At 67.8% G+C, this 24266-nt stretch carries 26 protein-coding genes and 1 tRNA gene; 24 read left to right on the top strand and 3 right to left on the bottom strand.

Annotated features, from left to right (window positions below):
- Positions 1-7 precede the first annotated feature (7 nt).
- Positions 8-379: a TraR/DksA family transcriptional regulator gene (locus AZH51_RS14125; RefSeq protein ID WP_291525361.1), complete on the top strand. Its 372-nt coding sequence runs from the start codon at positions 8-10 to the stop codon at positions 377-379.
- An 11-nt stretch (positions 380-390) separates the two neighbouring features.
- Here AZH51_RS14125 and AZH51_RS14120 read toward each other — a convergent pair whose 3' ends face one another.
- Positions 391-1923, bottom strand: coding sequence for an NAD(P)/FAD-dependent oxidoreductase (locus tag AZH51_RS14120; RefSeq protein WP_291525360.1), 1533 nt, complete (start codon positions 1921-1923; stop codon positions 391-393).
- 99 nt (positions 1924-2022) lie between these two features.
- Between AZH51_RS14120 and AZH51_RS14115 the strand changes: the two genes are divergently transcribed.
- The 8 genes from AZH51_RS14115 (at position 2023) to AZH51_RS14080 (ending at position 10012) form a co-directional block, all read left to right on the top strand.
- Positions 2023-2943 carry a phosphotransferase gene (locus AZH51_RS14115; RefSeq protein WP_291525359.1) on the top strand — a complete coding sequence of 307 codons (921 nt, stop codon included), beginning with the start codon at positions 2023-2025 and terminating at the stop codon, positions 2941-2943.
- A gap of 371 nt (positions 2944-3314) precedes the next feature.
- Positions 3315-4022 (top strand): VOC family protein, encoded by a 708-nt coding sequence (locus AZH51_RS14110; RefSeq protein WP_291525358.1) that lies wholly within the window; start codon positions 3315-3317, stop codon positions 4020-4022.
- A gap of 146 nt (positions 4023-4168) precedes the next feature.
- Entirely contained in the window at positions 4169-4900 is a 732-nt protein-coding gene (gene recO / locus AZH51_RS14105) for a DNA repair protein RecO (RefSeq protein ID WP_291525356.1), read from the top strand.
- Positions 4897-5700, top strand: a complete 804-nt coding sequence (locus AZH51_RS14100; protein ID WP_291525354.1) for an isoprenyl transferase — start codon at positions 4897-4899, stop codon at positions 5698-5700. The genes recO and AZH51_RS14100 overlap by 4 nt, the downstream gene beginning before the upstream one ends.
- 139 nt (positions 5701-5839) lie before the next feature.
- Positions 5840-7081, top strand: coding sequence for a PotD/PotF family extracellular solute-binding protein (locus tag AZH51_RS14095; protein WP_291525352.1), 1242 nt, complete (start codon positions 5840-5842; stop codon positions 7079-7081).
- The gene (locus AZH51_RS14090; RefSeq protein ID WP_291525351.1) at positions 7081-8250 is read left to right on the top strand and encodes an ABC transporter ATP-binding protein; all 1170 of its coding nucleotides are present in this window, start codon (positions 7081-7083) and stop codon (positions 8248-8250) included. The genes AZH51_RS14095 and AZH51_RS14090 overlap by 1 nt, the downstream gene beginning before the upstream one ends.
- The gene (locus AZH51_RS14085; protein WP_291525350.1) at positions 8247-9158 is read left to right on the top strand and encodes an ABC transporter permease; all 912 of its coding nucleotides are present in this window, start codon (positions 8247-8249) and stop codon (positions 9156-9158) included. The genes AZH51_RS14090 and AZH51_RS14085 overlap by 4 nt, the downstream gene beginning before the upstream one ends.
- Before the next feature lie 50 nt (positions 9159-9208).
- Positions 9209-10012, top strand: coding sequence for an ABC transporter permease (locus tag AZH51_RS14080; RefSeq protein ID WP_291525581.1), 804 nt, complete (start codon positions 9209-9211; stop codon positions 10010-10012).
- Here the strand turns inward: AZH51_RS14080 and AZH51_RS14075 are convergent.
- The gene (locus tag AZH51_RS14075; protein WP_291525349.1) at positions 10009-10326 is read right to left on the bottom strand and encodes a DUF6703 family protein; all 318 of its coding nucleotides are present in this window, start codon (positions 10324-10326) and stop codon (positions 10009-10011) included. The two genes, AZH51_RS14080 and AZH51_RS14075, sit on opposite strands and share 4 nt — an antisense overlap.
- A gap of 97 nt (positions 10327-10423) precedes the next feature.
- Here AZH51_RS14075 and AZH51_RS14070 point away from each other — a divergent pair, with 97 nt between their 5' ends.
- The 7 genes from AZH51_RS14070 (at position 10424) to dusB (ending at position 17145) form a co-directional block, all read left to right on the top strand.
- A complete protein-coding gene (locus AZH51_RS14070) occupies positions 10424-11371 on the top strand; it encodes an ABC transporter ATP-binding protein (protein WP_291525348.1) in 948 nt (315 codons plus the stop codon).
- Positions 11368-12165, top strand: a complete 798-nt coding sequence (locus AZH51_RS14065) for an ABC transporter permease (RefSeq protein WP_291525346.1) — start codon at positions 11368-11370, stop codon at positions 12163-12165. Before AZH51_RS14070 ends, AZH51_RS14065 begins: the two co-directional genes overlap by 4 nt.
- Before the next feature lie 12 nt (positions 12166-12177).
- Positions 12178-13368 (top strand): sensor histidine kinase, encoded by a 1191-nt coding sequence (locus AZH51_RS14060; protein WP_291525345.1) that lies wholly within the window; start codon positions 12178-12180, stop codon positions 13366-13368.
- Positions 13365-13970 carry a response regulator transcription factor gene (locus tag AZH51_RS14055; protein ID WP_291525343.1) on the top strand — a complete coding sequence of 202 codons (606 nt, stop codon included), beginning with the start codon at positions 13365-13367 and terminating at the stop codon, positions 13968-13970. Before AZH51_RS14060 ends, AZH51_RS14055 begins: the two co-directional genes overlap by 4 nt.
- Positions 13971-14178: 208 nt before the next feature.
- Positions 14179-15312, top strand: coding sequence for an LLM class flavin-dependent oxidoreductase (locus AZH51_RS14050; RefSeq protein ID WP_291525342.1), 1134 nt, complete (start codon positions 14179-14181; stop codon positions 15310-15312).
- The gene (locus AZH51_RS14045; RefSeq protein ID WP_291525340.1) at positions 15309-15968 is read left to right on the top strand and encodes a CE1759 family FMN reductase; all 660 of its coding nucleotides are present in this window, start codon (positions 15309-15311) and stop codon (positions 15966-15968) included. The genes AZH51_RS14050 and AZH51_RS14045 overlap by 4 nt, the downstream gene beginning before the upstream one ends.
- 10 nt (positions 15969-15978) lie before the next feature.
- On the top strand, positions 15979-17145 hold the full coding sequence (dusB, locus tag AZH51_RS14040) for a tRNA dihydrouridine synthase DusB (protein WP_291525339.1): 1167 nt from the start codon (positions 15979-15981) through the stop codon (positions 17143-17145).
- On the opposite strand, the gene AZH51_RS14035 is transcribed toward dusB, so the two are convergent.
- Positions 17142-17975 (bottom strand): sulfurtransferase, encoded by an 834-nt coding sequence (locus AZH51_RS14035; protein ID WP_291525337.1) that lies wholly within the window; start codon positions 17973-17975, stop codon positions 17142-17144. The genes dusB and AZH51_RS14035 overlap by 4 nt on opposite strands.
- A 114-nt stretch (positions 17976-18089) precedes the next feature.
- Here AZH51_RS14035 and AZH51_RS14030 point away from each other — a divergent pair, with 114 nt between their 5' ends.
- From AZH51_RS14030 to AZH51_RS13995, 8 genes are all read left to right on the top strand, one after another.
- The gene (locus AZH51_RS14030; RefSeq protein WP_291525335.1) at positions 18090-18659 is read left to right on the top strand and encodes a DoxX family protein; all 570 of its coding nucleotides are present in this window, start codon (positions 18090-18092) and stop codon (positions 18657-18659) included.
- An 18-nt stretch (positions 18660-18677) separates the two neighbouring features.
- Positions 18678-18950, top strand: coding sequence for a DUF2277 domain-containing protein (locus AZH51_RS14025; protein WP_291525334.1), 273 nt, complete (start codon positions 18678-18680; stop codon positions 18948-18950).
- Entirely contained in the window at positions 18950-19396 is a 447-nt protein-coding gene (locus AZH51_RS14020) for a hypothetical protein (RefSeq protein ID WP_291525332.1), read from the top strand. The genes AZH51_RS14025 and AZH51_RS14020 overlap by 1 nt, the downstream gene beginning before the upstream one ends.
- Positions 19393-20622: a deoxyguanosinetriphosphate triphosphohydrolase gene (locus tag AZH51_RS14015; RefSeq protein WP_291525330.1), complete on the top strand. Its 1230-nt coding sequence runs from the start codon at positions 19393-19395 to the stop codon at positions 20620-20622. The genes AZH51_RS14020 and AZH51_RS14015 overlap by 4 nt, the downstream gene beginning before the upstream one ends.
- Entirely contained in the window at positions 20619-21698 is a 1080-nt protein-coding gene (locus AZH51_RS14010; RefSeq protein WP_291525329.1) for a nitronate monooxygenase, read from the top strand. The genes AZH51_RS14015 and AZH51_RS14010 overlap by 4 nt, the downstream gene beginning before the upstream one ends.
- A 4-nt stretch (positions 21699-21702) precedes the next feature.
- Positions 21703-23574 (top strand): DNA primase, encoded by a 1872-nt coding sequence (dnaG, locus tag AZH51_RS14005; RefSeq protein WP_291525328.1) that lies wholly within the window; start codon positions 21703-21705, stop codon positions 23572-23574.
- Positions 23571-24092: a hypothetical protein gene (locus AZH51_RS14000; protein WP_291525326.1), complete on the top strand. Its 522-nt coding sequence runs from the start codon at positions 23571-23573 to the stop codon at positions 24090-24092. The genes dnaG and AZH51_RS14000 overlap by 4 nt, the downstream gene beginning before the upstream one ends.
- Before the next feature lie 65 nt (positions 24093-24157).
- Positions 24158-24230 (top strand) — tRNA-Asn (locus AZH51_RS13995).
- Positions 24231-24266: the final 36 nt, after the last annotated feature.

Below are 24266 nucleotides of genomic sequence, written 5' to 3'. Positions count from 1 at the left end.
TCGACCGATGAGCACCGACCCCGGGTCCGACAGCAACCAGGTCCGGCGTGCGCTCGACCAGCTCAGGGCCGACGCCCTGGAACGGCTACGGTCCCTCGAAGCCCAGGCCGACGAGATTGCCGAAGCCCGACGCGACTCCAACGTCGACGACGAACACGACCCCGAAGGCTCCACGATCGCGTTCGACCACGCCCAGACTGCGGCGCTCGCCGGGGACGCACGACGGCAGCTAGCGGAGATCGGCGCGGCACTCGAACGGGTCGAACAGGGCACCTATGGCACCTGTGCGTCGTGTGGCCGACGGATCAGTGCCGGGCGGCTCGAAGCGCGTCCCACTGCGAGCCTGTGTGTCGATTGCCAGTCCCGCGCGGAACGCTGAAGGCGAGGCGGTCAGCGGCCGAGGGTCGCCATCGCCGCGTGGTAACCGCCGAGTCCCGACACTCCACCACCCCGGCGTGACCCGGCACCGGCGATGAGCACCCCGTCGTACGGCGAGGTGACCCCCCAGCGCGCGGCGGACGTACCCAGATCCTCGTCGTCCTCTGCGAACGGCCAGGTGAGCGGCGCATGGAAGATGTTGCCACCGGGCATACCGAGCGAATCCTGAAGGTCACCAGTGGTTTTCGCCTCGACACACAACCGGCCGTCGGGCTCGCGCATGAGGACCTCCTCGATCGGCTCGGCGAGCACACTCGAGAGCGAGTCGAGTACCCGCCGCTCGAACTCGGCACGCACCACGTCCGGGTTGCGGTCGGCGAGCAACCGGTGCGGCGTGTGCAGCGCGAAAATCGTCAGCGTCTGCGCGCCGGACTCCTGTAGTTCGGGGGACAGGATGCTTGGGTCCGTCAGCGAGTGACAGTAGATCTCTGCGGGGACCGGCGACGGGGTGCGTCCGGAACTCGCTGCGGCATAGGCGGATTCGAGCTGCGCGAACGACTCGTTGATGTGGAACGTCCCACCGAAGGCGGCCTTCGGATCGACGCCGTCGCGCAGCTGCGGCAGCCGTTCCAGCAACAGGTTGACCTTGACCTGGGCGCCCTCGACGAGGGGTGGTTCGCTACCCATGACCTGGTCGAGGACGGCGGGTGCGGCTGCCCACAAGACGGTGTCGGCGTGTGCCTGGCCGCCGTCCCAGGTGACGGTGCCGCCGCTGATCGACTCGACCCGGGCGCCGGTGCGCAGATCTGCGCCGGCTTCACGCGCGGCGCGTTCGAGTTCGCCGCTGACGGTGCCCATACCGCCGACGGGCACGTCCCAGTCGCCGGTGCCCCCGCCCATGACGTGGTAGAGGAAGCAGATGTTCTGCCGAAGATCCGGCTCGTACGCCGAGGCGAACGTCCCGATCAATCCGTCGGTCAGGATCACCCCGCGGACGAGGTCGTCCTGCACGGACCGTTCGATGACCTCGCCCAGGGGGCGCTCCAGGAAGTCGGTGACGATGGAGTCATCGGCGACCAATCGGCGTACGTCGCTGCGAGACGGAAGTGGGCCGGTGACGGTTGGCCACAGGGCACGTCCCAGGGTGCTGACCCGGTCGTAGAAGGAGCGCCAGCCGTCGATGTCGTCTTCGGCACCGACCGCCGCGAACGAGGCGGTGGTCGCGTCGGCGTCACCGTGGTCGATGAGTAGCCCCCGGTCGGTGCCGGGAAGCGGGGTGTAGGAGGAAAAGCGCCTGCGCCGCAACGTGATTCGCAAGCCCAGGTCGTCGATGATCTGTTGGGGCAGCAGGCTGACCAGGTAGGAGTACCGGGACAGGCGAGCGTCGCGCCCGTTGAACGGTCGTTGCGACACGCTGGCACCGCCGAGGTAGTCCTGCGCTTCGAGCAGCAGCACTCGCTTTCCGGCGCGACCAAGATAAGCAGCAGCGGTCAGCCCGTTGTGCCCGCCGCCGACGATGATCGCGTCGTACCTGTCGTTGGTCATGGTCACACGGTATGACGTCGGCGTTGTGGCATCGTGCTCGACTGCGGAGCCTCCGGCGGGAACACAGCGGCCGTGCGGCGTGGCAGGCATGATGTCCCTGTGGAGCGCCTGCATGCCGACGAACTGGCTGCTGATGTGCCGTTGGTGCAGGCATTGCTCCGGTCGCAGTTCCCGCAGTACGCGTCCTGGAGGGTGTCCAGGCTGGCGGACTTCGGCTCGTCCCACGTGCTTTTTGCGTTGGACCGGGCTGACGGGTCCGAGCGCCTTGTGATCCGGATGCCCCGCCAGCCCGGCGGCAGCGCCACGGTGCACAAAGAGGCGGACTGGCTGCCCTGGGTCGGCGACCATCTCGCCGTCCCGACGCCGGCCGTCGTCGGCGTCGGCGAGCCGGGATTGGGTTATCCGGAGGCGTGGTCGATCATGTCGTGGCTGCACGGTCGTCGCGCTGACGGGCTGGGTGGGCTGCGCCTGGCAGAGGATCTGGCTGAGTTTGTGTCGCAGCTACGCGCAACCACGGTCCCGGCCGCAGCCACCACCGACGAGCGATTGCGTTGGTATCGCGGTGATTCGCTCACGACGCTCGACGAGGACTTCCAGGAAGCCGCTGCCGCGTGCCGCACCCTGCCGATCGCGCTCGACATCGATCGGGCGCTTGCTGTCTGGTCAGAGGCGGTCGCTGCTGCGGCAACCCGGACCGCTGAAAAGACTTGGTATCACGGGGATTTGCTGGTCGAGAACCTGCTGGTCGATGAGCAGGGGGAGTTGGCCGGTGTTCTCGACTTCGGCGGTCTGGGAGTGGGTGACCCGACCATCGACCTCATCGTTGCGTGGGAGGCACTGGACCGATCTGCGCGACTCGCCTTCTGGAATGCCCTCGATGTCGACGACGCACAGATCGCGGTGTCGAGAGGGTGGGCGCTGCTGATTGCCTTCCTCACCTTCCCCTACTACGGCGCGACGATGCCCAGACGGTGTGCAGACCGCCTCGTGATGGCGCAGGCCGCGATCGAAGGAGATTGATGGTGGGTGAACTGATCGAGTTACCGGATGGCTCGCTGCAGGGTCCCGCCGGGGTTGTGTACCGGCGCACGCCGGAGCGGGTGAGCCGGCGGGCTGGCCGAGAGCTCGTCCGGGCAGGTGCCCCTGTCGTCACGAACGTCTATCCCGAGGGTCTGCGCTGGTTCGCCGGGACGGAAGCACTCGATGCATGGAACGACATAGCACCTCGACTGGTGGCGGGCCGACCGCCCGCGGTTCGCGATCTGCAGTGGACCGGCCGTGTCTGGCGGGCTGCAAACGGCGATCCCTTGCTCCGCTTCGAAGGGCAGCACTAACGCGCTTGCGGCAGGAAAATCTGTTGATAACGGCGCCGCGGTGCCGATGATGGAGAGATGGCACTCAACCTGGGATTCCACGGCATCTCGCTCGACGCGGCGGATCCAGCGTTGGTCGGCAACTTCTGGAGCTCGGTCCTGGGTTGGCCAGCGCAACCCGGCCCGGACGGGGCGGTCTCCATCCTGTCAACCGAGGACCCGCCGTACGTGATCCGGATCGAACCGGCGGATACCCCGAAACCGGGGCCGAACAAGATCCACTTCGATCTCACCAGCGATTCGCCCGAGGCAATGACCGCCAGCATCGAGCGGGCCCTGGCCGCGGGCGGTCAGCGGATCGACATCGGCCAGGGAGAGGTCAAGCACGAAGTCCTGGCCGATCCCGAAGGCAACGAACTGTGCATCATCGCGCCGGGCAATCAGTTCCTCGCGGACACCGGTGCCATCGGCGGAATCAACTGTGACGGATCGCAGGCGCTCGGTTACTTCTGGAGCGAAGCACTGGGATGGCCGCTGGTCTGGGACCAGGACGAGGAAACCGCGATCCAGTCACCCAACGGCGGCTCGAAGATCACCTGGAGCGGACCGCCCTACCTCCCGCGCTATGACCGGGACCGGCTTCGCCTCGTGGTCTCCGTGCAGGATGAGTCGAAAGAAGCCGCCATCGAGTGGTTGCTGGGCCTCGGCGGGACCCAGAATGATGATGGAACGTGGCGGGATCCGGACGGCAACGAGTTCACCCTGATCTCGGGAAGCGATAAGTGACGAGATCACCACGAGTTGCTGGGTCAAACGGCCGCGACACCGCGATTTGTGACGACATCGCCAGAAGTTGCAGGTGAATCAGATTTCGCTGCCAGCGCACGTCGGTGGCGGCCGTTGTCAGTGCGACGCGCGACAATGGACAGACCATGCCCCTGTACCGCGATGCCGCAATCGTCCTGCGGACCCACAAACTGCGCGAGAGCGACCGCATCATCACGATGCTGACCCGCGATCACGGCAAGATCCGCGCGGTGCAGCACGGTGCCCGCAAGACCCGTTCGCGTGCTGGCGCCCGCTTGGAACCGGCGATGCTCGCCGACGTGCAGTGCTACACCGGCAAGACCAACCTGGACACGGTCAAGGAAACCGCGATCCATGCGGCGTACGGCGATCACATCGCCCGCGACTACGGCGCCTATACGGCGGCCAGTGCCGTCCTCGAAACCGCGGACCGGTTGACGGAGGAACGCGAGACCAGCCGCCCCCAGTTCACGCTGCTCACCGGAGCGCTCGCGGCCCTCGCGCGGGGCGAGCATCCTGCGGGGCTGGTGCTGGACTCCTACCTGTTGCGCGCCCTGGCCATCGGCGGTTGGGCGGCCAGCTTCACCGACTGCGCCGGCTGTGGTCAGACCGGACCGCACCGGGCGTTCAACCTGGCCAGCGGGGGAGCGGTCTGCGTGCAATGCCGCGCCCCCGGTTCGGCCGCACCGCGCACCGAGACATTCGCACTGTTGGCGGCGCTGCAGACCGGTGACTGGCAGGCGGCGGACGCCAGCGACGAGCCGGAGCGACGTGAGGCGCGGGGTCTGGTCGCGGCGTACGTGCAATGGCATCTCGAACGCGGTGTGCGATCCTTGCGCCTGGTGGAAACAGGATGACGAACAAACCATTCCCGCACGTCAGCGGCGCGACGCCGCCGCAGATCCCGGCGCGGTTGATACCGCGGCACGTCGCCATGGTCATGGACGGCAACGGCCGCTGGGCCAACCAACGGGGTCTGCCGCGCACCAAGGGCCACGAGGCCGGCGAGGCGCAACTGATCGACGTCATTGCCGGCGCCATCGAGATCGGCGTCCCAAACCTTTCCGCCTACATGTTCTCCACCGAGAACTGGCGGCGTTCGCCGGACGAGGTCCGCTTCCTCATGGGCTTCAACCGCGACGTGATCCGCCGCCGCGTGGACCTGCTGCACTCCTGGGGAGTGCGCTGCCGCTGGAACGGCGAACGCCCGCGGCTGTGGCGCTCGGTGCAGCGGGAGTTGCAGCGCGCCGAGGAACTGACCGCAGGCAACACGGTCATGACCTTGCAGATGTGCGTCAACTACGGCGGCCGGGCCGAGATCGCCCAGGCGGCGCGCCGGATCGCCGAGCAGGTGCAGCGCGGTGAGCTCAAAGCCAGCCGGATCGATGAGAAGACGATCGCGCGCAACCTCACCTGGCCCGACATGCCCGACGTCGACTTGTTCGTGCGGTCCTCGGGCGAGCAGCGCACCAGCAACTTCCTGGTCTGGCAGTCCGCCTACGCCGAAATGGTCTTCCTGGACACGCTGTGGCCGGACTTCGACCGCACCCACCTGTGGCAGGCCATCCAGACGTACGCCGAGCGCGACCGCCGGTTCGGAGGTGCCGTTGATCGCGCGGCACCTGCCGAGCCCGTGCGTACGGAATCCGCTGTCTGAGACCAGATTAACAACGCTTTCCGTGGTGTCGACGGCTGAATTGGTTACGGATTTGTTGCGAGTGGGTCGATTTCTGGCAAAACCCTGAGTCGGTGAGTCAGGCTGGGCGGACACCACCAGTCTGATTGAAGGGTCATCCATGTTGCGTTCCCGTCCGCCGGCGGATCCCCAGGTTCGCGCCGTTCTGGAAGCAGCGCGCGGGAACCTCAGCCGCCGTACCCTGCTCGGGGGCGGAGCGGCCGCGCTGGCTGCCGGGCTCGCCGCCTGTGCACCGCCGACCCCACCCAGTTCCGGCGGCACCGCCAGCGCCCAGACGCTGCCCACCGACGTCTCCGCCAAGGAGAAGATCGTGCGCTGGGCGAACTGGACCGCCTACCTGGACTACGACGACAAGACCAAGACCTACCCGACGCTTGAGGCCTTTGAGAAGAAGTACGGCATCACGGCGACCTACTCCGAAGACATCGACGACAACGACAGCTACTTCAACAAGATCGCGCCGCAGCTGCGGGCTGACCCGCCGCAGGACATCGACCGCGATGTTTTCGTCTTCACCGACTGGATGGCCAACCGGATCGTCCGCGAGCAACTGGTGCAGCCGCTGGAGCTGATCCGGATGCCGAACGCCAGCAACCTGCTGGACACCTTGAAGGACGTCAGCTTCGACCCGGGTCGTACGCACTCGCTGACCTGGCAGTCCGGTTTCGCGGGCATCGGCTACCACAAGAAGAAGGTCGGCCGGGAGCTGAAGAGCCTGGATGACCTGTGGGCCGATGACCTCAAGGGCAAGATCGTCGTGCTGTCGGAGTTCCGCGACACGCTCGGGTTGGTCATGCAGCGGCAGGGCGTCGACCCGTCCGGGCAGTTCACCAAAGCCCAGTTCGAGGCCGCACTGGATGAGGTCAACAAGCGGATCAACGACGGCAACATCCGCCGGGTCAAGGGCAACGCCTACCTCGAGGACCTCAAGTCGGGTAACGCGATCGCCGGGATCGTCTGGAGCGGTGACCTTTTCGTGCTCCGCGCCGAGACCGAGGACGACGACTGGGAGTTCGTGATCCCGGAGTCGGGTGGCACGTTGTGGAGCGACAACATGATGATCCCGATCACCTCCACCCACCGGCGCAACGCGATGACGCTGATGAACTACTACTACGACCCGGCCGTCGCTGCGCAGGTCGCCGCCTACGTGAACTACGTGTGTCCCGTGGTCGGTGCGCAGAAGGAGATGGAGAAGATCGACAAGGATCTCGCGGAGTCACCGCTGATCTTCCCCTCCGCCGAATGGATCCAGGAGAAGAAGATCAAGGGCTTCCGGGCACTGTCGCCGACCGAAGACGCTGACTACAGCGCGCAGTGGGCAAAGGTGGTGGGCAACTGATGAGCCTCTTCACAGCGCAGAAGGCGGAGCCCGGTTTGCGCGGCGCGCAAGGCGACCTGCGACTGGAGCAGGTGACCAAGGCGTTCGGTGACTTCACCGCGGTCGACGACCTCAACCTTCGCGTGCCGCGCGGCTCGTTCTTCGCGCTGCTCGGACCGTCCGGTTGTGGCAAGACGACCACCTTGCGCATGGTGGCCGGCCTCGAACAGCCCACCAGCGGAAGCATTCTCATCGGCGACACCGAACTGACCGGGTCGCGGCCGTATCAGCGACCGGTCAACACGGTCTTCCAGAGTTACGCACTCTTCCCGCACCTGACCGTCCGCGAGAACGTCGCCTTCGGACCGAAGCGGCGCGGCGAGAAGGACGCGATGGCCCAGGCCGACCAAGCTCTGGAGCTGGTGCAGCTGACCCACCTCGCGGGGCGCAAACCGGCCCAGCTGTCCGGTGGTCAGCAGCAGCGCGTCGCGGTGGCACGAGCCATCGTCAACAAGCCGGAAGTGCTGCTGCTGGACGAACCGCTGGGCGCGCTCGACCTGAAACTGCGCCGCCAGATGCAGGTCGAACTCAAGCGCATCCAGTCCGAGGTCGGGCTCACCTTCATCCACGTCACCCACGACCAGGAAGAGGCCATGACGATGGCCGACACCGTGGCCGTGATGAACGCCGGTCGTATCGAGCAGATGGACGATCCCGTCGCGCTCTACGACCTGCCCAAGACCGCGTTCGTGGCCAACTTCGTGGGGCAGACCAACATGGGGATCGGCGACATCACCGGCACCGACGGTGACTATCTGGTCGCGGACATCGCCGGCACAAGCGTGCGGATCCCCAAGTCCCGCAGCTCGGTTCAGGACGGGAAGGTCGCACTCGGCGTACGTCCGGAGAAGGTCACGATCCACGGCAAGCAGCCCGAGGGGGCCGGGGACGACGTGCGCGCCACGGTCGTCGACGTCTCCTTCATCGGGGTCGCCACGCAGTACCTGGTGACCACCGCCAGCGGCTCGACCTGGAGCGTCTACGCGCAGAACCTGGACGTCGAGCCGGAGACCCTGCGTCCGGGCAGCGAGGTGTGGTTGCGCTGGCAGTCCGCGCACGCGTTCGGGGTGCCGGTCGACGACGACGCCATCGCCGCAACCAAGGGCCCGGTCGTCGAGGACGAAGAGTGACCGCCCTCGCGCATGCGGGCGGTACGGCGCCCGTGGGCGATCCGCCCAAGCGCAAGCGGTCCTGGGCTGCTTATCTGCTTCTGCTGCCGGCCACGATCTGGCTGATCGTGTTCTTCGTGGTGCCGCTGATCCAGCTGTTCACGGTGTCGCTGCAGAGCGGGTATCCCGGCAACCCGGGCTACTACTACCGGGATCTGAACTTCGGCAACTACCTGACCGCGTTCACGCAGTACTGGCCGCACTTCGTGCGTTCGCTGCTCTTCGCTGGTCTGGCAACGTTTTTCGCGTTCGTGCTGGCCTACCCGTTGGCGTATGCGATGGCGTTCAAGGCCGGCCGGTGGCGCAACGTGATGCTGATCTGCGTCATCGCACCGTTCTTCACCTCGTTCATCCTGCGCACGATCGCCTGGCGGCAGATCCTGGCCGACGGTGGACCGGTGATGTGGGCTGCCAACCACGCCCATCTGACCTGGATGCTGCCCGACGGCCGGATCACTGAGACCTGGATCGCGGTCGTGGCGGGACTGACCTACAACTTCCTGCCGTTCATGGTGCTGCCGATCTACGCCTCGTTGGAACGGGCCGATCCACGGGTCATCGAGGCCGGGGGAGACCTCTACGCCAACGGATTCACCACGTTCCGCACCGTGACGCTGCCGATGAGCATGCCGGGGGTGCTGGCCGGGACGCTGCTGACCTTCATCCCGGCCGCAGGTGACTACGTCAACGCCGACCTGTTGGGCTCGGACCGCAGCACCAAGATGGTCGGCAACGTGATCGAGTCGCAGTTCTTCAAGGTGCCGGGCGGATTCCCCACGGCCGCAGCGCTTTCCTTCACGCTGATGGCGTTGATCCTGTTGCTGGTGTTCTTCTATGTGCGCAAGTTCGGAACGGAGGACTTGGTGTGACGGCTGCAGTTGTCCCGGCCCCTCGCACGGGAGTCTCGCGCGGGCGACGGATCAAGAACTGGTTGGCCGACCACTTCGCGATCATCGCCGCGATCGTCGTGCTGGTCTACCTCTTCGTGCCGGTGGCCTACACGTTCGTCTTCTCGTTCAACAACTATCGCAAGTCGAACATCACCTGGGTGCCCGAGGGCAGTCCGACGCTGAAGCACTGGCAGAACCCGTGCGGTGCCCCCGGCGTGTGCGACGCGTTGGTGACCTCCCTGAAGGTCGGGGCCATCGCCACGCTCGCGGCTACCGTCCTTGGCACCATGCTCGCGTTCGCGTTGGTGCGGCACGTGTGGCGCGGTCGTGCAGCGGCCAGCACGCTGGTCTTCATCCCGATGGCCACGCCCGAAATCGTCCTGGGTGCAAGCCTGCTCACGATCTTCGTGCAGGGCTTCAGCCGGTTCGGGTTGGACCTGGGCTTCTGGACGATCACCATCGCGCACATCATGTTCTGCATCAGTTTCGTGGTCGTCACAGTCAAAGCCAGACTGCAGAGCCTCGATCCGCGGTTGGAGGAGGCAGCGGCCGATCTATATGCCGGACCGGCAGCTTCCTTCTGGCGGGTCACCTTCCCGCTGGTGCTGCCCGGAATCGTGGGCGCGGCGCTGCTGAGCTTCTCGTTGTCGTTCGACGACTTCATCATCACCAACTTCGTGTCCGGTGATGAGACGACCTTCCCGAAGTTCGTCTACGTGTCGTATCTGCGCGGAATCCCTGCGCAGGCCAATGTGATCGGCTTCTCGATGTTCCTGCTGGCCGTGATCCTGGTGATCCTGGGTCAGACGATCAGCAGCCGGCGAAAGAGCTAATCGGCCGCCATCACGAGGGCCACTGCCACGGTGAGCAGCAGCACCGCGAACCGCATCAGCTTCTCCAGCGGAGTTAGTCGCGGCCATCCGAGGTACAGCACGCACACCAGCAGCAGCGCGATGATGCCGAACGCGATCGCGCCGATGACGTGCCGGGTCAGGACCCCGATGACCAGCAGCCCGCCCACCACGATCAGCGGGATAGCCGGGGTCTGCATCGTGCGTTCGACGATGGGTGCGGCCAGGTGCTCCAGCCGGGCGCGCAGCGGCGAGACCCGGACCTCGGGCTGGGGATCATGCGACGGTGTGGACACCGAAGCAGCGTAATGGGTCAGGGTATGTGGTTTGTCATGCCCAGGTGATGACGTTCCCGTCAGGGCCGGATCGGCGTACGGCGACACGCTGGTTGCCATGAACTCCTCCACTGTCACCCCACTGCACAAGGCGGGCGCCACGGCGCCTCCGGATGCCATCAGCCTGGACGGTGTCACCAAGAGCTTTGGTGACGTCCACGCCGTGCGCGGCATCGACCTGCACGTCGCCCCCGGCGAGGTCGTGGCCTTCCTCGGCCCCAACGGCGCGGGCAAGACCACCACCATCGACATGCTCACCGGCCTGTCCCAGCCCGACCAGGGCCGGGTCGAGGTGTTCGGGATGGAGCCGCGGGCGGCCATCGAACGCGGCCTGGTCGCGGCCGTGATGCAGACCGGTGGGCTTCTGAAGGACCTGACCGTTGGCGAGACGGTCGACCTCACCGCCAGCCTGTTCGCCCAGACCCGCTCGACGACCGAATGCCTGCAGCGCGCGGGGATCGGGGACATCGCCGATCGCCTCGTGGGCAAGTGTTCCGGCGGTCAGCAGCAGCGGCTGCGCTTCGCGATGGCGCTGGTCAGCGACCCGGCGCTGATCATCCTGGACGAGCCCACGACCGGCATGGACGTGACCGGCCGCCGGGACTTCTGGTCGGCGATCCACTCCGACGCCCAGCGCGGGCGCACCGTCCTGTTCGCGACGCACTACCTGGAAGAAGCCGACCAGTACGCCGATCGCGTCGTCCTCGTGCGCCACGGGCAGATCGTGGCTGACGGCACGAGCGCTGAGATCAAGGCCCTCGCCGCCGGACGGGTCGTCAAAGCCACTCTGCCGGAGGCGAATGCCGCTGCCCTGCAGGCAATTCCAGGGGTCGAGAGTGTGGACGTGCGCGGAGACGTGGTCACCTTCGGCACCAAGGACTCCGACGCGTTGGCGCGCCACCTGCTGACCCACACCCCGGCGTACGACCTGGAAATCACCAGCCAAGGCCTGGAAGCGGCGTTCATCGCGCTGACCGGCGACGACTTCGAAGGAGCATCGGCATGAGCACGGCAGCCATCACCCCCGACGACACCCCCATCGCACTGGAGCGCCGGGTCCCCGCGCACGGTGGCCTGAACCTGCGGATGATCCGGATCGAGATCCGGCGACTCATGCGCAACCGGCGCACCATCATCTTCGCGACGTTGATGCCGCTGCTGTTCTTCGTGCTGTTCTCCGGTGGGTCTTCCTCCCGGATCGGCCGCGGGGACTACAACGCCTACACGATGATCAACTTCGCGCTGTACGGCGCTCTGGTCGCCGCGTGCGCCATCGGCGCCAGCGTCTCGATCGAGCGGGCGCAGGGGTGGAGCCGGCAACTGCGCCTGACCCCGCTGACCGGGCGTGCCTACATCGCCACCAAGTTGCTGACCGCGCTGGTCGGCAGTCTTGCGCCGGTCGTGATCCTGTTCATCGCCGGAGCGCTGCGGCACGCCAGTCTGCCGACCGACGCCTGGGTCAGCTCGTTCCTGCTGACCTGGTTGATGGGCGGACTGTTCGCCTCGCTCGGCCTCTTCGTTGGGTACGTCGTGCCCACCGAGAACGCCATGCAGATCCTCGGTCCGATGCTGGCCCTCCTGGCCTTCGGCGGTGGCCTGTTCGTGCCGTACGACCTCCTGGGCTCCACGATGCAGACCGTCGCCCGGTTCACGCCGATGTGGGGAGCCGGTGAGATCGCGCGCTGGCCGCTGATGGGTGGATCCTTCGAGATCGGTTGGCTGGTCAGCCTGGTGGGCTGGATCGGCGCGTTCTTCCTGGGGGCGACGTACTTCTTCCGACGGGACACCAAGCGCGTCTGAGACGCTGGCCTCATGCAATCGCACAAGAACACCGCCACCCCGGCCGACCGCCGGGGTGTCGGTGTGCGCGAAGACCGATTCGGCCGGTGGGTCGGGTTGTTCTGGTCGTGCATCTGGCTGTTCTGGCTGGTGCCCGCGTACGTGCAGTGGTGGCACCACCGCGACCAGCCCGCCGCGTGGTTGGGGGCCGCGGCGGTCCTGGCCTTCATGGTGCTGCACGTCGTCCACTTCATGTGCAACAGCGCGGCCTTCGGCCCGGACAGTCCACCGATCCGCACCAACACCGGGAACCTGCTGCGCTACGCCGGTCTGGTGATCCTGGCGGTGGTGTCCTGTTGGACGCTGGGTCAAGCTGCCTCTGCGACGGTGGCGTTCGTGGGAATCGTCGCCATGTGGACCTTCCGCGTCCCGGTTGCGATCGGTGTAGCGATCCTCACCGGTGCCATCTACGTGTTCGCGTCCACGCATGTGTCCGGCTGGACGTACGACCGAGGGACCCTGGTCGGACTCGGATTCGGTTGTATCGCAGTTGGTTTCGGTCGCCTGGCCAGTCAGCGCCAGGAGGCGCTGCAGCGTAGCCGGCTCGAGAACGCCGACCTGCGGGTGCGCGAGGAGCGCAACCGGATGGCGCGGGACCTGCACGACATCCTCGGGCACTCCCTGACTGTGATCACGGTCAAGGCGGAACTCGCCGGCCGGCTGATCGACGTCGATCTGGATCGCGCCAAGGCCGAACTGGCGGATCTGGAGAGGTTGTCGCGCACGGCGCTGGGTGACGTACGCCGCGCGGTCGAGGGATACCGCGAGATCTCCCTGGCCGGTGAACTGGCCCGTGCCCGTGAGTCGTTGACTGCTGCCGGGATCAAGCCCGTGCTGCCGAACACCGTCGATGAGGTGCCGGAGGATCTACGCGAACCGTTCGCGTGGGCGGTGCGGGAGGCCGTCACCAACGTCATCCGGCACAGCGGCGCGTCCATCTGCCGGATCACGGTCAACTCGCAGGCCGTCGTAGTGTCCGATGACGGACGCGGCATGGCGGCCTCGGGAAGCGGCAACGGCCTGCGCGGCCTGCAGGAGCGTGCGGCCGCGGCCGGTGCCGTGCTGATCACCCGCGCGGCGAGACCGCACGGATTCGAGTTGGTCATGGCCACCCCGCAAGCCGCTGATCACGTGCCGTCGACGGTGATGAGCGAGGCCTCGTGATCAAAGTGATGCTGGTCGACGACCAGGCGCTGGTGCGGGGTGCGCTCGCGGCCCTGCTGGAGTTGGAGTCCGACCTGCAAGTGGTCGGCGAGGTCGGTCGCGGCGACGAGGTCGTGGCCGCAGCCCGGTCAGCCGCTCCCGACGTGGTCCTGATGGACGTCGAGATGCCCGGTATGGACGGCATCGAGGCGACCGCCGCGCTGCGGACGGCGCTGCCGTCCGTTCGGGTGCTGATCGTGACGACTTTTGGCCGTCCGGGCTTCCTGCGCCGCGGGCTGCAAGCGGGCGCTGCCGGATTCGTCGTGAAGGACACGCCCGCGCGGGAGTTGGCGGACGCCGTACGCCGAGTGCACCAGGGCCTGCGCGTCGTGGACCCCGCGTTGGCCACAGACTCGCTCGTCGCGGGGGAGTCCCCGCTCACCCAGCGGGAGACCGAGGTGCTGCGGACGGCCCGCTCGGGCGGCACGGTCGCCGACCTGGCCGGCACGCTCTTCCTGTCGGAGGGCACGGTGCGCAACCACCTGTCGTCAGCGATTGGGAAGACGGGCGCCCGGACCCGCGCCGAAGCAGTGCAGATCGCCGACAACAACGGCTGGCTCTAAGCGGTGCTGCCCTGAGCAGCCATTTGTGACGTGTCGGCCACGACTATCGCGGTGGAAGCGTCGGCGGGCCGCAACATGTGACGTCTCGACCACGGCCGTGTAGCGGGGGCGCGGCCCACGGGAATGCGGGGGAGCGCGCTATGGTTGAAGTAGTTGAAATCGCAACGACCTGCCGGCCGGGCGATCACTACAGCGAAAGGCATGCACCATGCAGTTCGGAATCTTCACCATCGGTGACATCACTCCTGACCCGCTGACCGGTCGCGTGCCGACCGAGCACGAGCGGATCATGAACACGGTCAAGCTCGCGCAGAAGGCCGAAGAGGTCGGCCTCGACGTCTTCGCGACCGGCGAGCACCACAACCCGCCGTTCGTCGCGCCGGCCAACCCGCCGGTGCTGCTGGCCTACCTGGCCGCCAAGACCACGAACCTGCAGTTGTCGACGGCGACGACCCTGATCACGACCAACGACCCGGTGCGGATCGCCGAGGACTACGCCTACGCGCAGCACCTCGCCGACGGCCGCCTGGACCTGATGATGGGCCGCGGCAACACCGGCCCGGTCTACCCGTGGTTCGGCAAGGACATCCGCGAGGGCATCAACCTGGCCGTCGAGAACTACCACCTGCTGCGCCGCCTGTGGCGCGAGGATTTCGTGGACTGGTCGGGCAAGTTCCGCACCCCGCTGCAGGGCTTCACCTCCACCCCGCGTCCGCTGGATGGCGTGCCGCCGTTCGTCTGGCACGGGTCGATCCGCAGCCCGGAGATCGCCGAGCAGGCCGCGTTCTACGGTGACGGCTTCTTCCACAACAACATCTTCTGGCCGATGTCGCACACGCGGCAGATGGTCCAGCTCTACCGCCGTCGCTTCGAATTCCACGGCCACGGTCCCGCCGACACGGCCATCGTCGGCTTGGGTGGTCAGGTCTTCATGCGCAAGAACAGCCAGGACGCGGTCAAGGAGTTCCGCCCCTACTTCGACGTCGCGCCGGTCTACGGGTACGGCCCGTCGCTGGAGGAGTTCGCCCGCGAGACCCCGCTGACGGTGGGTTCACCGCAGCAGGTCATCGAGCGCTACGCCGGCTTCCGCGAGCAGGTGGGTGACTACCAGCGCCAGCTGTTCCTGATCGACCACGCGGGTCTGCCGATGGAGACCGTGCTGGAGCAGATCGAGATCCTGGGCTCGGAGGTCGTTCCTGCGCTGCGCAAGGAGGCCGAGTCCCACCGGCCCGCCCACGTGCCGTCTGACCCGCCCACCCACGCTTCGTTGGTCGTGGCTGGCCAGGACAGCCCGAACGCGCACGTGCTGCCGGCCCGTCAGGAGCAGGAGGCCACCAAGTGAGCCGTCGCATCGTTGCCATCACGGCCGGGCTGTCCCAGCCGAGCTCGACCCGCCTGCTCACCGACCGGATCGTCGCGTCGGTGCAGCGGCAGGCGGGTGACGGAGTCGAGGTGCAGGTGATCGAGGTCCGCGATCTCGCGACCGACATCACTTCGCACCTGCTGACCGGCTTTCCGTCCCAGCGCCTCGGCGCCGCGTTGGATGCGGTCGCCAGCGCGGACGCGTTGATCGCCGTCACTCCGGTGTTCACCGCGTCGTACTCCGGCCTGTTCAAGTCCTTCGTCGACCTGATCGACAAGGAGGCGCTGCACGAAGTTCCGGTGCTGATCGCCGCGACCGCGGGCACGTCCCGGCATTCGCTGGTCACGGAGTACGCGCTGCGGCCGCTGTTCAGCTACCTGCGGGCGCAGGTGCTGCCGACCGCAGTGTTCGCCGCGGCCGACGACTTCGCCGACGATGCGCTGGCGCGCCGGATCGACCGGGCCGCAGCGGAGTTGGCGCGGGCGCTCGCCGTCGAGGCACCGCGGGCACGGGTGAACTCTTGGTCGGTCGACACCGGCCCGGCGATCGCCGATGTGCCCGGTGCACCGGCCAGCACGCCCTACGACGCGGTGCCCGACTTCCGAGCATTACTCGGCGAGCAGATCGCTCAGTAGAATCGCGCCCGTGACTCTTGCTCCTGCCGTCGCGCCGCCGCTGCGCCTGCGTGACCTCACCATCGCGACACCTGTGGTGCTCGCGCCGATGGCGGGGATCACCAACCGGGCGTTCCGGCGGCTGTGCCGGCAGTCCGGCGGTGCCGACAGCCTCTACGTCAGCGAGATGATCACCTCGCGTGCCCTCGTCGAGCGCACCCCGATCACGATGAAGCTGATCGAGCACGACCCGGACGAGTCGCCGCGCTCCATCCAGCTGTACAGCACCGACCCGCTCACCACCGCCAAGGCCGCGCACATCCTGGCCAGCGAAGACCGTTGCGATCACATCGATCTCAACTTCGGCTGTCCCGTGCCCAAGGTCACGCGCAAGGGTGGCGGGTCGGCGCTGCCCTGGAAGACCGAGTGGTTCCGCGCGATCGTCGCGGCCGCCGTCCGGGAGGCGTCGCCCTACGACATCCCCGTCACGGTCAAGATGCGCGTCGGCATCGACGCCGAGCACCACACCTACCTGGATGCTGGCCGGATCGCCGAGGCTGAAGGAGCGGCTTCCGTTGCCCTGCACGCGCGTACGGCGTCCCAGGCCTACTCGGGTACCGCCGACTGGTCCGCGATCGCCCGGCTGAAGGAAGCGGTCACCTCGATCCCGGTGCTCGGCAACGGCGACATCTGGTCCGCCGACGATGCGTTGCGCATGGTCGCCGAAACCGGTTGCGACGGAGTCGTGGTCGGCCGCGGCTGCCTCGGGCGACCCTGGCTGTTCGCGGACCTTGCCGCTGCGTTCACCGGTAGCGACGAGCGCGTGAGCCCGACCCTGCGCGAGGTGACGGACACGCTGCGTCGGCACGCGGCGTACCTCGTGGAGTTCTATGGCGATGAGATCAAGGGCTGCCGGGACATCCGCAAGCACATCGCGTGGTACCTCAAGGGCTTCCGGGTCGGCTCCTCGCTGCGCAACCAGTTGGCTCTGGTCAATTCGCTTGCGGCACTAGACGATCTGATCGCCACCCTCGACCTGGACCAACCGTGGCCGGGGGAGGCCGCCGACGGTCCGCGTGGGCGCGCAGGCTCGGAGCGACACGTCGTGCTGCCTGAAGGCTGGCTGGACAACCGCGACCTGTCGCCGAAGCAGCAGGCCGACGTGGCTGCTGCGGAAGAACACAACTCCGGCGGTTAGGTCTCCACCGGTCGGTCCGGGTCGGTGATCCAGTCAGACCAGGAGCCGATGTAGACCCCGACCGGCGACTGCACCCCACTGGCTTCCAACGCGAGTGCCAGATGGGCCGCCTGCACCCCGGATCCGCAATAGACGCCGACCTGTTCGTGCGTCTCAACGCCCAGCGCGGTGAACCGCAGCGCGAGGTCATCGGCGTCCAGGAAGCGGCCGTCGGGTGTCAGGTTGGCCAGCGCCGGCGCACTCACCGCGCCCGGAATGTGTCCCGCCACCGGGTCAATGGTTTCTTCGCGACCGTGGAACCGCGGCGCGGGTCGGCCGTCGAGCAGCAGCCCGGTGCGGGCCAGTTCGGCGGCGTCGTCGGCCGTCAGCAACACCTCCGCGCCCGGCGACGCGACGAAGTCACCCGACCGCTCGGGTGAGGGGCCGGTCTCGGTCGGGAGCCCGGCAGCCGACCACGCGGCGTACCCGCCATCGAGCACCCGCACGTCCTGGTGCCCGAAGAACCGCAACAACCACCAGCACCGGGAAGCGGCCAGGGAGTTGCCCGCGTCGTAGACGACCACCGAGCTGTCGCCCGAGACGCCCGCTGCACGCATCGCGTCCTGGAACGCCTCGGTCGAGGGCATTGGGTGCCGCCCACCCTCACCGGGTGGGCCGGCCAGCGCAGTCTCCAGATCGACGTACGCCGCGCCGGGCAGGTGGCCCTGCTCGTAGACCGGACGCTGGTCCGGACCGCCGAGTTGCCAGCGCGCATCCAGCAGCACGGGCGGTTCGTCCGTCCAGGCGGCCAGGGCTGCCGGCTGGATCAACGGGGTGGGTACGGCGGTCACGCGGGTCAGTCTCCCGGGCCCAGCGAACGCGCGCAACGCCTTGGGAGGTCCCCGCGGGACAGAGCGTCCCGATAGCGTGGCGGGGACACAACGCCGAACCAAGGAGTTCCCAGCATGCTCGTACGACGTCTCGCCTACGCCGCCCAGGGCGCCATCTTCATCCTCAGCGGCTTCGACGCGGTGAAGAACCCCGGCGGCCGGGCGCAAATGGCCGGTCCGTTCCTGGAGAAGGCGGTCAAGGCGGCACCGGACGCGGTGTCGAACCCGCTGCCCAGCTCCCCGGAGCAACTGGTGCGTCTCAACGGCGGCGTGCAGCTGGTCGCCGGCAGCCTGCTGGCTATCGGCAAGTTCCCGCGGATCAGCGCCCTCGCGCTCGCGGCGTCCTTGGTGCCCACCACCATCGCCGGCCACGCGTTCTGGTCGGCGCCCAAGGACCAGCAGGGCGCCCAGCGCACCCAGTTCCTGAAAAACCTGGCGATCTTCGGCGGTCTGATCGTCACTGCGGTCGACACGAAGGGTCAGCCGGGTCTGGCGTGGCGCACCGGGCACGCGGTCGATTCGGCCAAGAGCAGCATCGGTGACCTGACGCAGTCCGCCAGTGACAGCGTCAGCGAGTTCGCGCACTCGGCGCAGGAGGCGATCGCGGACGCACAGTCCGCCGTAGCCGACAAACTCCCGGTGTAGATGTGGAACGCTGGTCACATGTGTCGCAACATCCGCCCGCTGAACAACTTCGCACCCCCCGCGACAGATGACGAGATCGCGGCGGCGGCTTTGCAGTACGTCCGCAAGGTCGGTGGTTCCACCCACCCCTCAGCAGCCAACCAGGCGGCGTACGACCACGCCGTCGAGGTGATCGCTGCCGCCACCCGGGAACTGGTGGACGCCCTGGTGACCACGGCGCCGCCGAAGGACCGGGAGACCGAGGCAATCAAGGCAAAGGCTCGGGCCCAGGCCCGCTACGGCGCCGCCTGATGGGCGTCCCGCTCACCGCGGGCCAGCGCATCCGGGCAGTCGTCAACGTCGTCAATGGCTCGACGGTGGCCGGGTTGCTGGTCGCCGTCGCCGGCCGCGCGGCCCTGCGTCGCGGGCCGCGCGGTCTGATCCTGGCGCAGGGGTACCGGTTGCCGCTGCCCCCGGCGCCCGCGTTCACCGTGGGCAACGTGATCGTGGCGCGTTACGACTGGGATTTGTTGAACGAGTACCGGCCACAACTGCTGGTGCACGAGGAGAAACACACAACGCAGTACGCCGTGTGCGGCGGCCTGCTGTACCTGCCCCTCTACGTGTTGGCCAGTGGGTGGTCGTGGTTGCGGACCGGTGATGTGGCCTCGCGCAACGTGTTCGAACGGGGCGCGGGCCTTCTTGACGGCGGCTATCACGAGGCGGCGGTCCGACCCATCTTCCGGCGGGCCGTATGAGCGGGTACCTGCCCGCCGACCGCGAGCGCTTCCTCGGCGAGGACCCGGCTCAGAAGAGCGGCGACCGGGACGACTTCGCCCGCGACCGGGCGCGCGTACTGCACTCGGCCGCATTACGCCGGTTGGCAGCGAAAACCCAAGTGCTGCAACCCGGTAGCGATGATTTCATCCGCAACCGGTTGACCCATTCATTGGAGGTCGCTCAGATCGGGCGCGAGTTCGGGGCGGCCCTCGGTTGCAACGGCGACGTCGTCGACACCGCGTGTCTGGCGCACGATCTGGGTCACCCGCCGTTCGGGCACAACGGGGAGGACGCTCTCGCCCGGCTGGCTGCGGATATCGGTGGGTTCGAGGGGAACGCCCAGACGTTGCGGATCCTGACCCGGTTGGAGCCCAAACGGAGCCTGCCGGATGGGCGCAGTGTGGGGCTGAACCTGACGCGCGCGAGTCTGGACGCGGCCACCAAGTACCCATGGGGGATCGGTGAGAATCCCTCGGGTGCAGCCAAGTTCGGTGTCTATGAGGACGATCGCGATGTCTTCGACTGGGTGCGCAGCCTCGCGCCGATCGGCCGCGCTTCGCTCGAAGCGCAGGTGATGGACTGGTCGGACGACGTGGCCTACTCCGTCCACGACGTGGAGGACGGTGTCGCTGCGGAGCACATCGACCTGGTGGCGCTGCGCGATCCCGGGCTGGTCGATCAGTTGGTCCCGATGGCCCAACAGCACTACGCGCCGGACCTACCCGGCGAGGTGTTGCGCGAGGGTTGGAGTCAGCTGCTGGCCAGTGGAGTGATCCCAGCGTCCTACGACGGGACACGGTCGTCCCAGGCGCGGTTGAAGGACATGACCAGCCGGTTGATCGGGCACTTCGTCGGGTCGGCGGTCGCGGCCACCCGCGAGACCTACGGCCAGGGTCAACTCACGCGGTACGACGCGAACGTCGTCGTGCCCGATCTGGTGCGGGCCGAGTGCGCGATGTTGAAGACGACTGCCCTACTCTTCGTGATGCTTTCGGATGTGCGGGCCGCCCTGTTGAGCAAACAGCAGGAGATCGTGGCCGGGTTGGTCGAGGCATACGAGAAGGATCCGGCCCGCCTGGATCCGATGCAGGCAGAAGCCTTTTCGAGTGCAAACAGCGATGGCGAAGCGCTGCGGGTGATCGTCGACCAGGTGGCCTCACTCACCGACGTACGAGCGCATCTGTTGGCGGGGGAGTGGTTGTGACCTCACTGCTGCGGACCCTCGGACGACCGATCGTCGCCGCACCCATGGCCGGCGGCCCATCGACACCGGAACTCGTCGCCGCTGTCGGCGATGTGGGCGGGCTCGGTTTCCTCGCCGGCGGCTACCTGAGCCCGGACCAGCTGGTCGAGCGGATAGAGCAGACCCGCGACCTGACCGACGCGGCCTTCGGGGTCAATCTGTTCGTCCCGGCTGACTTGGACCGTGACCGTGACCTGGCCGCAGTCCAGGAGTACGCCGATCAGTTGCGGTTCGGAGCCCGTCGCCTGGGCGCGAAGCTGGGTCGCGTCGACTGGCACGACCGGGACCACTTCGAGGACAAGGTCACCTTGCTGCTGGATGACCCGGTGCCCGTTGTCTCCTTCACCTTCGGGTTGCCGCCCGAGCACGTGATCGAGGCGTTGCACGGGTGTGGCACGGAGGTCGTGATCACCGTGACCGACCCCGACGAGGCGCTGGCTGCGGCCCGGGCTGGTGCCGACGCGCTGTGCATCCAGGGCGTCGCGGCAGGCGGTCACCGCAGCACGCACGATGCGGCCGCCATCCCCAACGAGGACTCGTGGACCGAACTGCTGCGCCGGTGCCGCAGCGTCGCCGCCCTGCCGTTGATTGTGTGCGGCGGGATCATGACGCGCGCGCAGGTCGAGTTCGCCCTGCAGTCCGGTGCCGTTGCGGTGCAGTGCGGCACTGCGTTCCTGCTGACCGACGAGGCAGGGACATCGGCCGCTGCACGAGAGGGCCTGACCGACAGGGCTCTCACCCGGTCCGTGGTCACCCGGGCGTTCAGCGGCCGGCCCGCACGCGGCGTACGTAATGAATTCATCGAGCAGTTCGATGAGTTCGCGCCGCCGGTCTACCCGGTCGTTGACCAGATCACCAAGCCGATACGCGCGGCCGCCGCGGCCGACGGGAACTACCAGTGGCTCTCGCTGTGGGCGGGCACCGGGTGGGAATCGGCCCGCACCGGTCCGGCGGCGGCGGTCGTGGAGGTCTTGCACCCCGCGCGGCTGGTTCGTCCACAGCCGGTCGGCCCGGACGACGGCGCTGACCTAGACTGAGGCGGTGCCGGGGCGGATCCGAGCCGAGGACATCGAGCTCGTCAAAGAGCGCACCTCCCTGGAGAGTGTGGTGAGCGAGCACGTCACGCTGCGGCCCGCCGGCAGTGGCTCCCTGAAGGGTCTGTGCCCTTTCCACGACGAGAAGTCGCCGTCGTTCAACGTGCGGCCGCAGAACGGCTACTACCACTGTTTCGGCTGCGGCAAGAGCGGCGACGTCATCACCTTCGTGCAGGAGATGGACCACCTGTCGTTCAGTGAGTCGGTCGAGCGGCTGGCGGCCAAGGCCAACATCATCCTGCGGTACGAAGAGGGTGGCGCGCGCGAGGAGACCGGTGGGATCCGGCGCATCCGGCTGGTCGAGGCGCACCGGGCGGCGGCGGAGTTCTACATCGCGGCGCTGCGGTCACCCGAAGCCCAACCGGCCCGCGACTTCCTGCTGTCGCGCGGATTCGACGCGGCCGCGTGCGCACCGTTCGGCGTCGGCTTCTCTCCGCGGGACGGCTCGGCGCTGGTGCGCGACCTGCGCCGCCGCGGGTTCACCGAGGAGGAGCTCACGACCGCGGGCCTGGCCTCGCAGGGGCGCGGCCTCTACGACCGGTTCCGCGGCCGGTTGATGTGGCCGATCCGGGACACGACGGGCGACACGATCGGATTCGGCGCGCGCAAGATCTTCGACGACGACCGGATCCAGGCCAAGTACCTGAACACCGCTGAGACGCCGATCTACAAGAAGGCGACCGTGCTCTACGGGCTGGACCTGGCCAAGAAGTCGATGGCGTCGACCCGGCGGGCGGTCATCGTCGAGGGCTACACCGACGTGATGGCGTGCCATCTCGCCGGTGTCGAGCAGGCGGTCGCAACGTGTGGCACGGCGTTCGGGGCCGATCACCTCAAGACGCTGCGGCGGATCGTGCGCGACGAGGCCGACCAGGCGCCCGCGCGGATCATCTTCACCTTCGACGGGGACGCGGCCGGTCAGAAGGCCGCGATGAAGGCCTTCGAGTTGGACCAGCAGTGGGCGGCGCAGTCCTACGTGGCGGTCGCGCCCGAAGGTCAGGACCCGTGCGAGTTGCGCCTGTCCGCTGGCGACGGCGCGGTGCGCGGGCTGGTCGAGGATGCGGTGCCGCTGTTCGAGTTCGCTGTGCGTACGACGATCGCCCGGTTCGATCTGTCCGCCGCCCAGGACCGGGTGGCGGCGATGCGCGCCGTCGCACCGATCCTCGCCGGGATCCGCGATGCGGCACTGCGGCCGGAGTACGTCCGCGCCGCCGCCGGCTGGCTGGGTGTCGACATCGAACCGTTGGCCGCTGAGGTGACCAAAGCCGGACGGATCGCCAGTCGGCAGTCAGCGGCAGAACCCGCGAGCGAGCCACCGCCGGAGGAGGTTGCCCAGGCGCCAGGCACTCCGGCACCCGATCTGCGGAATCCGGCCGTGCAGCTGGAACGCCAACTGCTGCAAGTGCTTCTGCAGTTCCCGGCGGTACTGACGGTGGAGCAGCGGGCTGAGGTCGGGCCGCAGGATTTCGCAGCGCCAGCCCACGCGATGGTGTGGGGCGCGGCCGGCGATCCCACGGGTTTGTCGGGTGCAGCATGGGTGCAGTCGGTGATCGACCGGGCGCCGCACCTGCAGCCGTTGGTCGCCGACCTGGCGGTCGCACCGCTGCCGATCCGGTTGGGCACCAACGGCGAACCCGATTGGCGTTACGTGCAGTCCCTGGTGATCGGGCTGCACGAAGCCTCCTTGAAGCGCCAGATCGACGAAGCGATGAGCCGGCTACGACGCACTGAGGATCCGAGCGCCAGCCGGGCGATCGCCGTACGTCTGGCGGCGTTGCAGCAGGAGTTGTCCGCACTCAAGGAACGGGCCGAGCCGTGAAGTGGCGCCGCAAGGGCAAGGTCATCGAGTTGCCGGCCGAGGTGCGGGCCAACCTGGGGTTGGAGCGTAAGGAGCGGGTGCTCGCGCAGGGACAGGACGACAACACCGGGGCTTACGTCGCCGTCACGACCACTCATCTGGTCGTCGCCACGCCGCAGGCGCAGGTGCTGCGCCGACCGTGGCACGAGGTCGACGCCGGGGCCTGGTCGCCGGACGCCTGGACGCTGTCGGTCACCTGGGTGGACGGATCCCGGCCGGGTCAGTGGACCTTCCGCGACCAGACCGGGATGGTTGCCGAGACCTTCCACGAGCGGGTGCAGGCCAGCGTCGTGCGCTCCGAACCGCTGGGACTGAGCGGCCCGAACGGCATGGGTCGGGTCGTCGTACGTCGAGACCTGGCGACCGGGGAACTGTTCCTCCAGACGGTGCTCGGCAGGCGCGTCGACACCTCGGATCCTGCGGTCGGAGCAGCCATCGAACGGGTCAGCGCGGGCCTGCGCGACGAGGTCGGTCTGTAAGCCGATTCGGTTTTAGGATCCGCGGGGGTTTTTGCTAAGGTTGCGGGGCTGCCACGGCAGCATGATCCCCTGTAGCTCAATTGGCAGAGCAGCCGGCTGTTAACCGGCAGGTTGTTGGTTCGAGTCCAACCGGGGGAGCTTCCCAAAAGGCCCGTGATCTGCGAAAACGCAGGT

The sequence above is a fragment of the Branchiibius sp. NY16-3462-2 genome (assembly GCF_001594145.1).
Lineage (GTDB): Bacteria > Actinomycetota > Actinomycetes > Actinomycetales > Dermatophilaceae > Branchiibius.
Note: the sequence above shows the minus strand (reverse complement) of the source record. Positions and strands in the feature narration are given on the sequence as shown.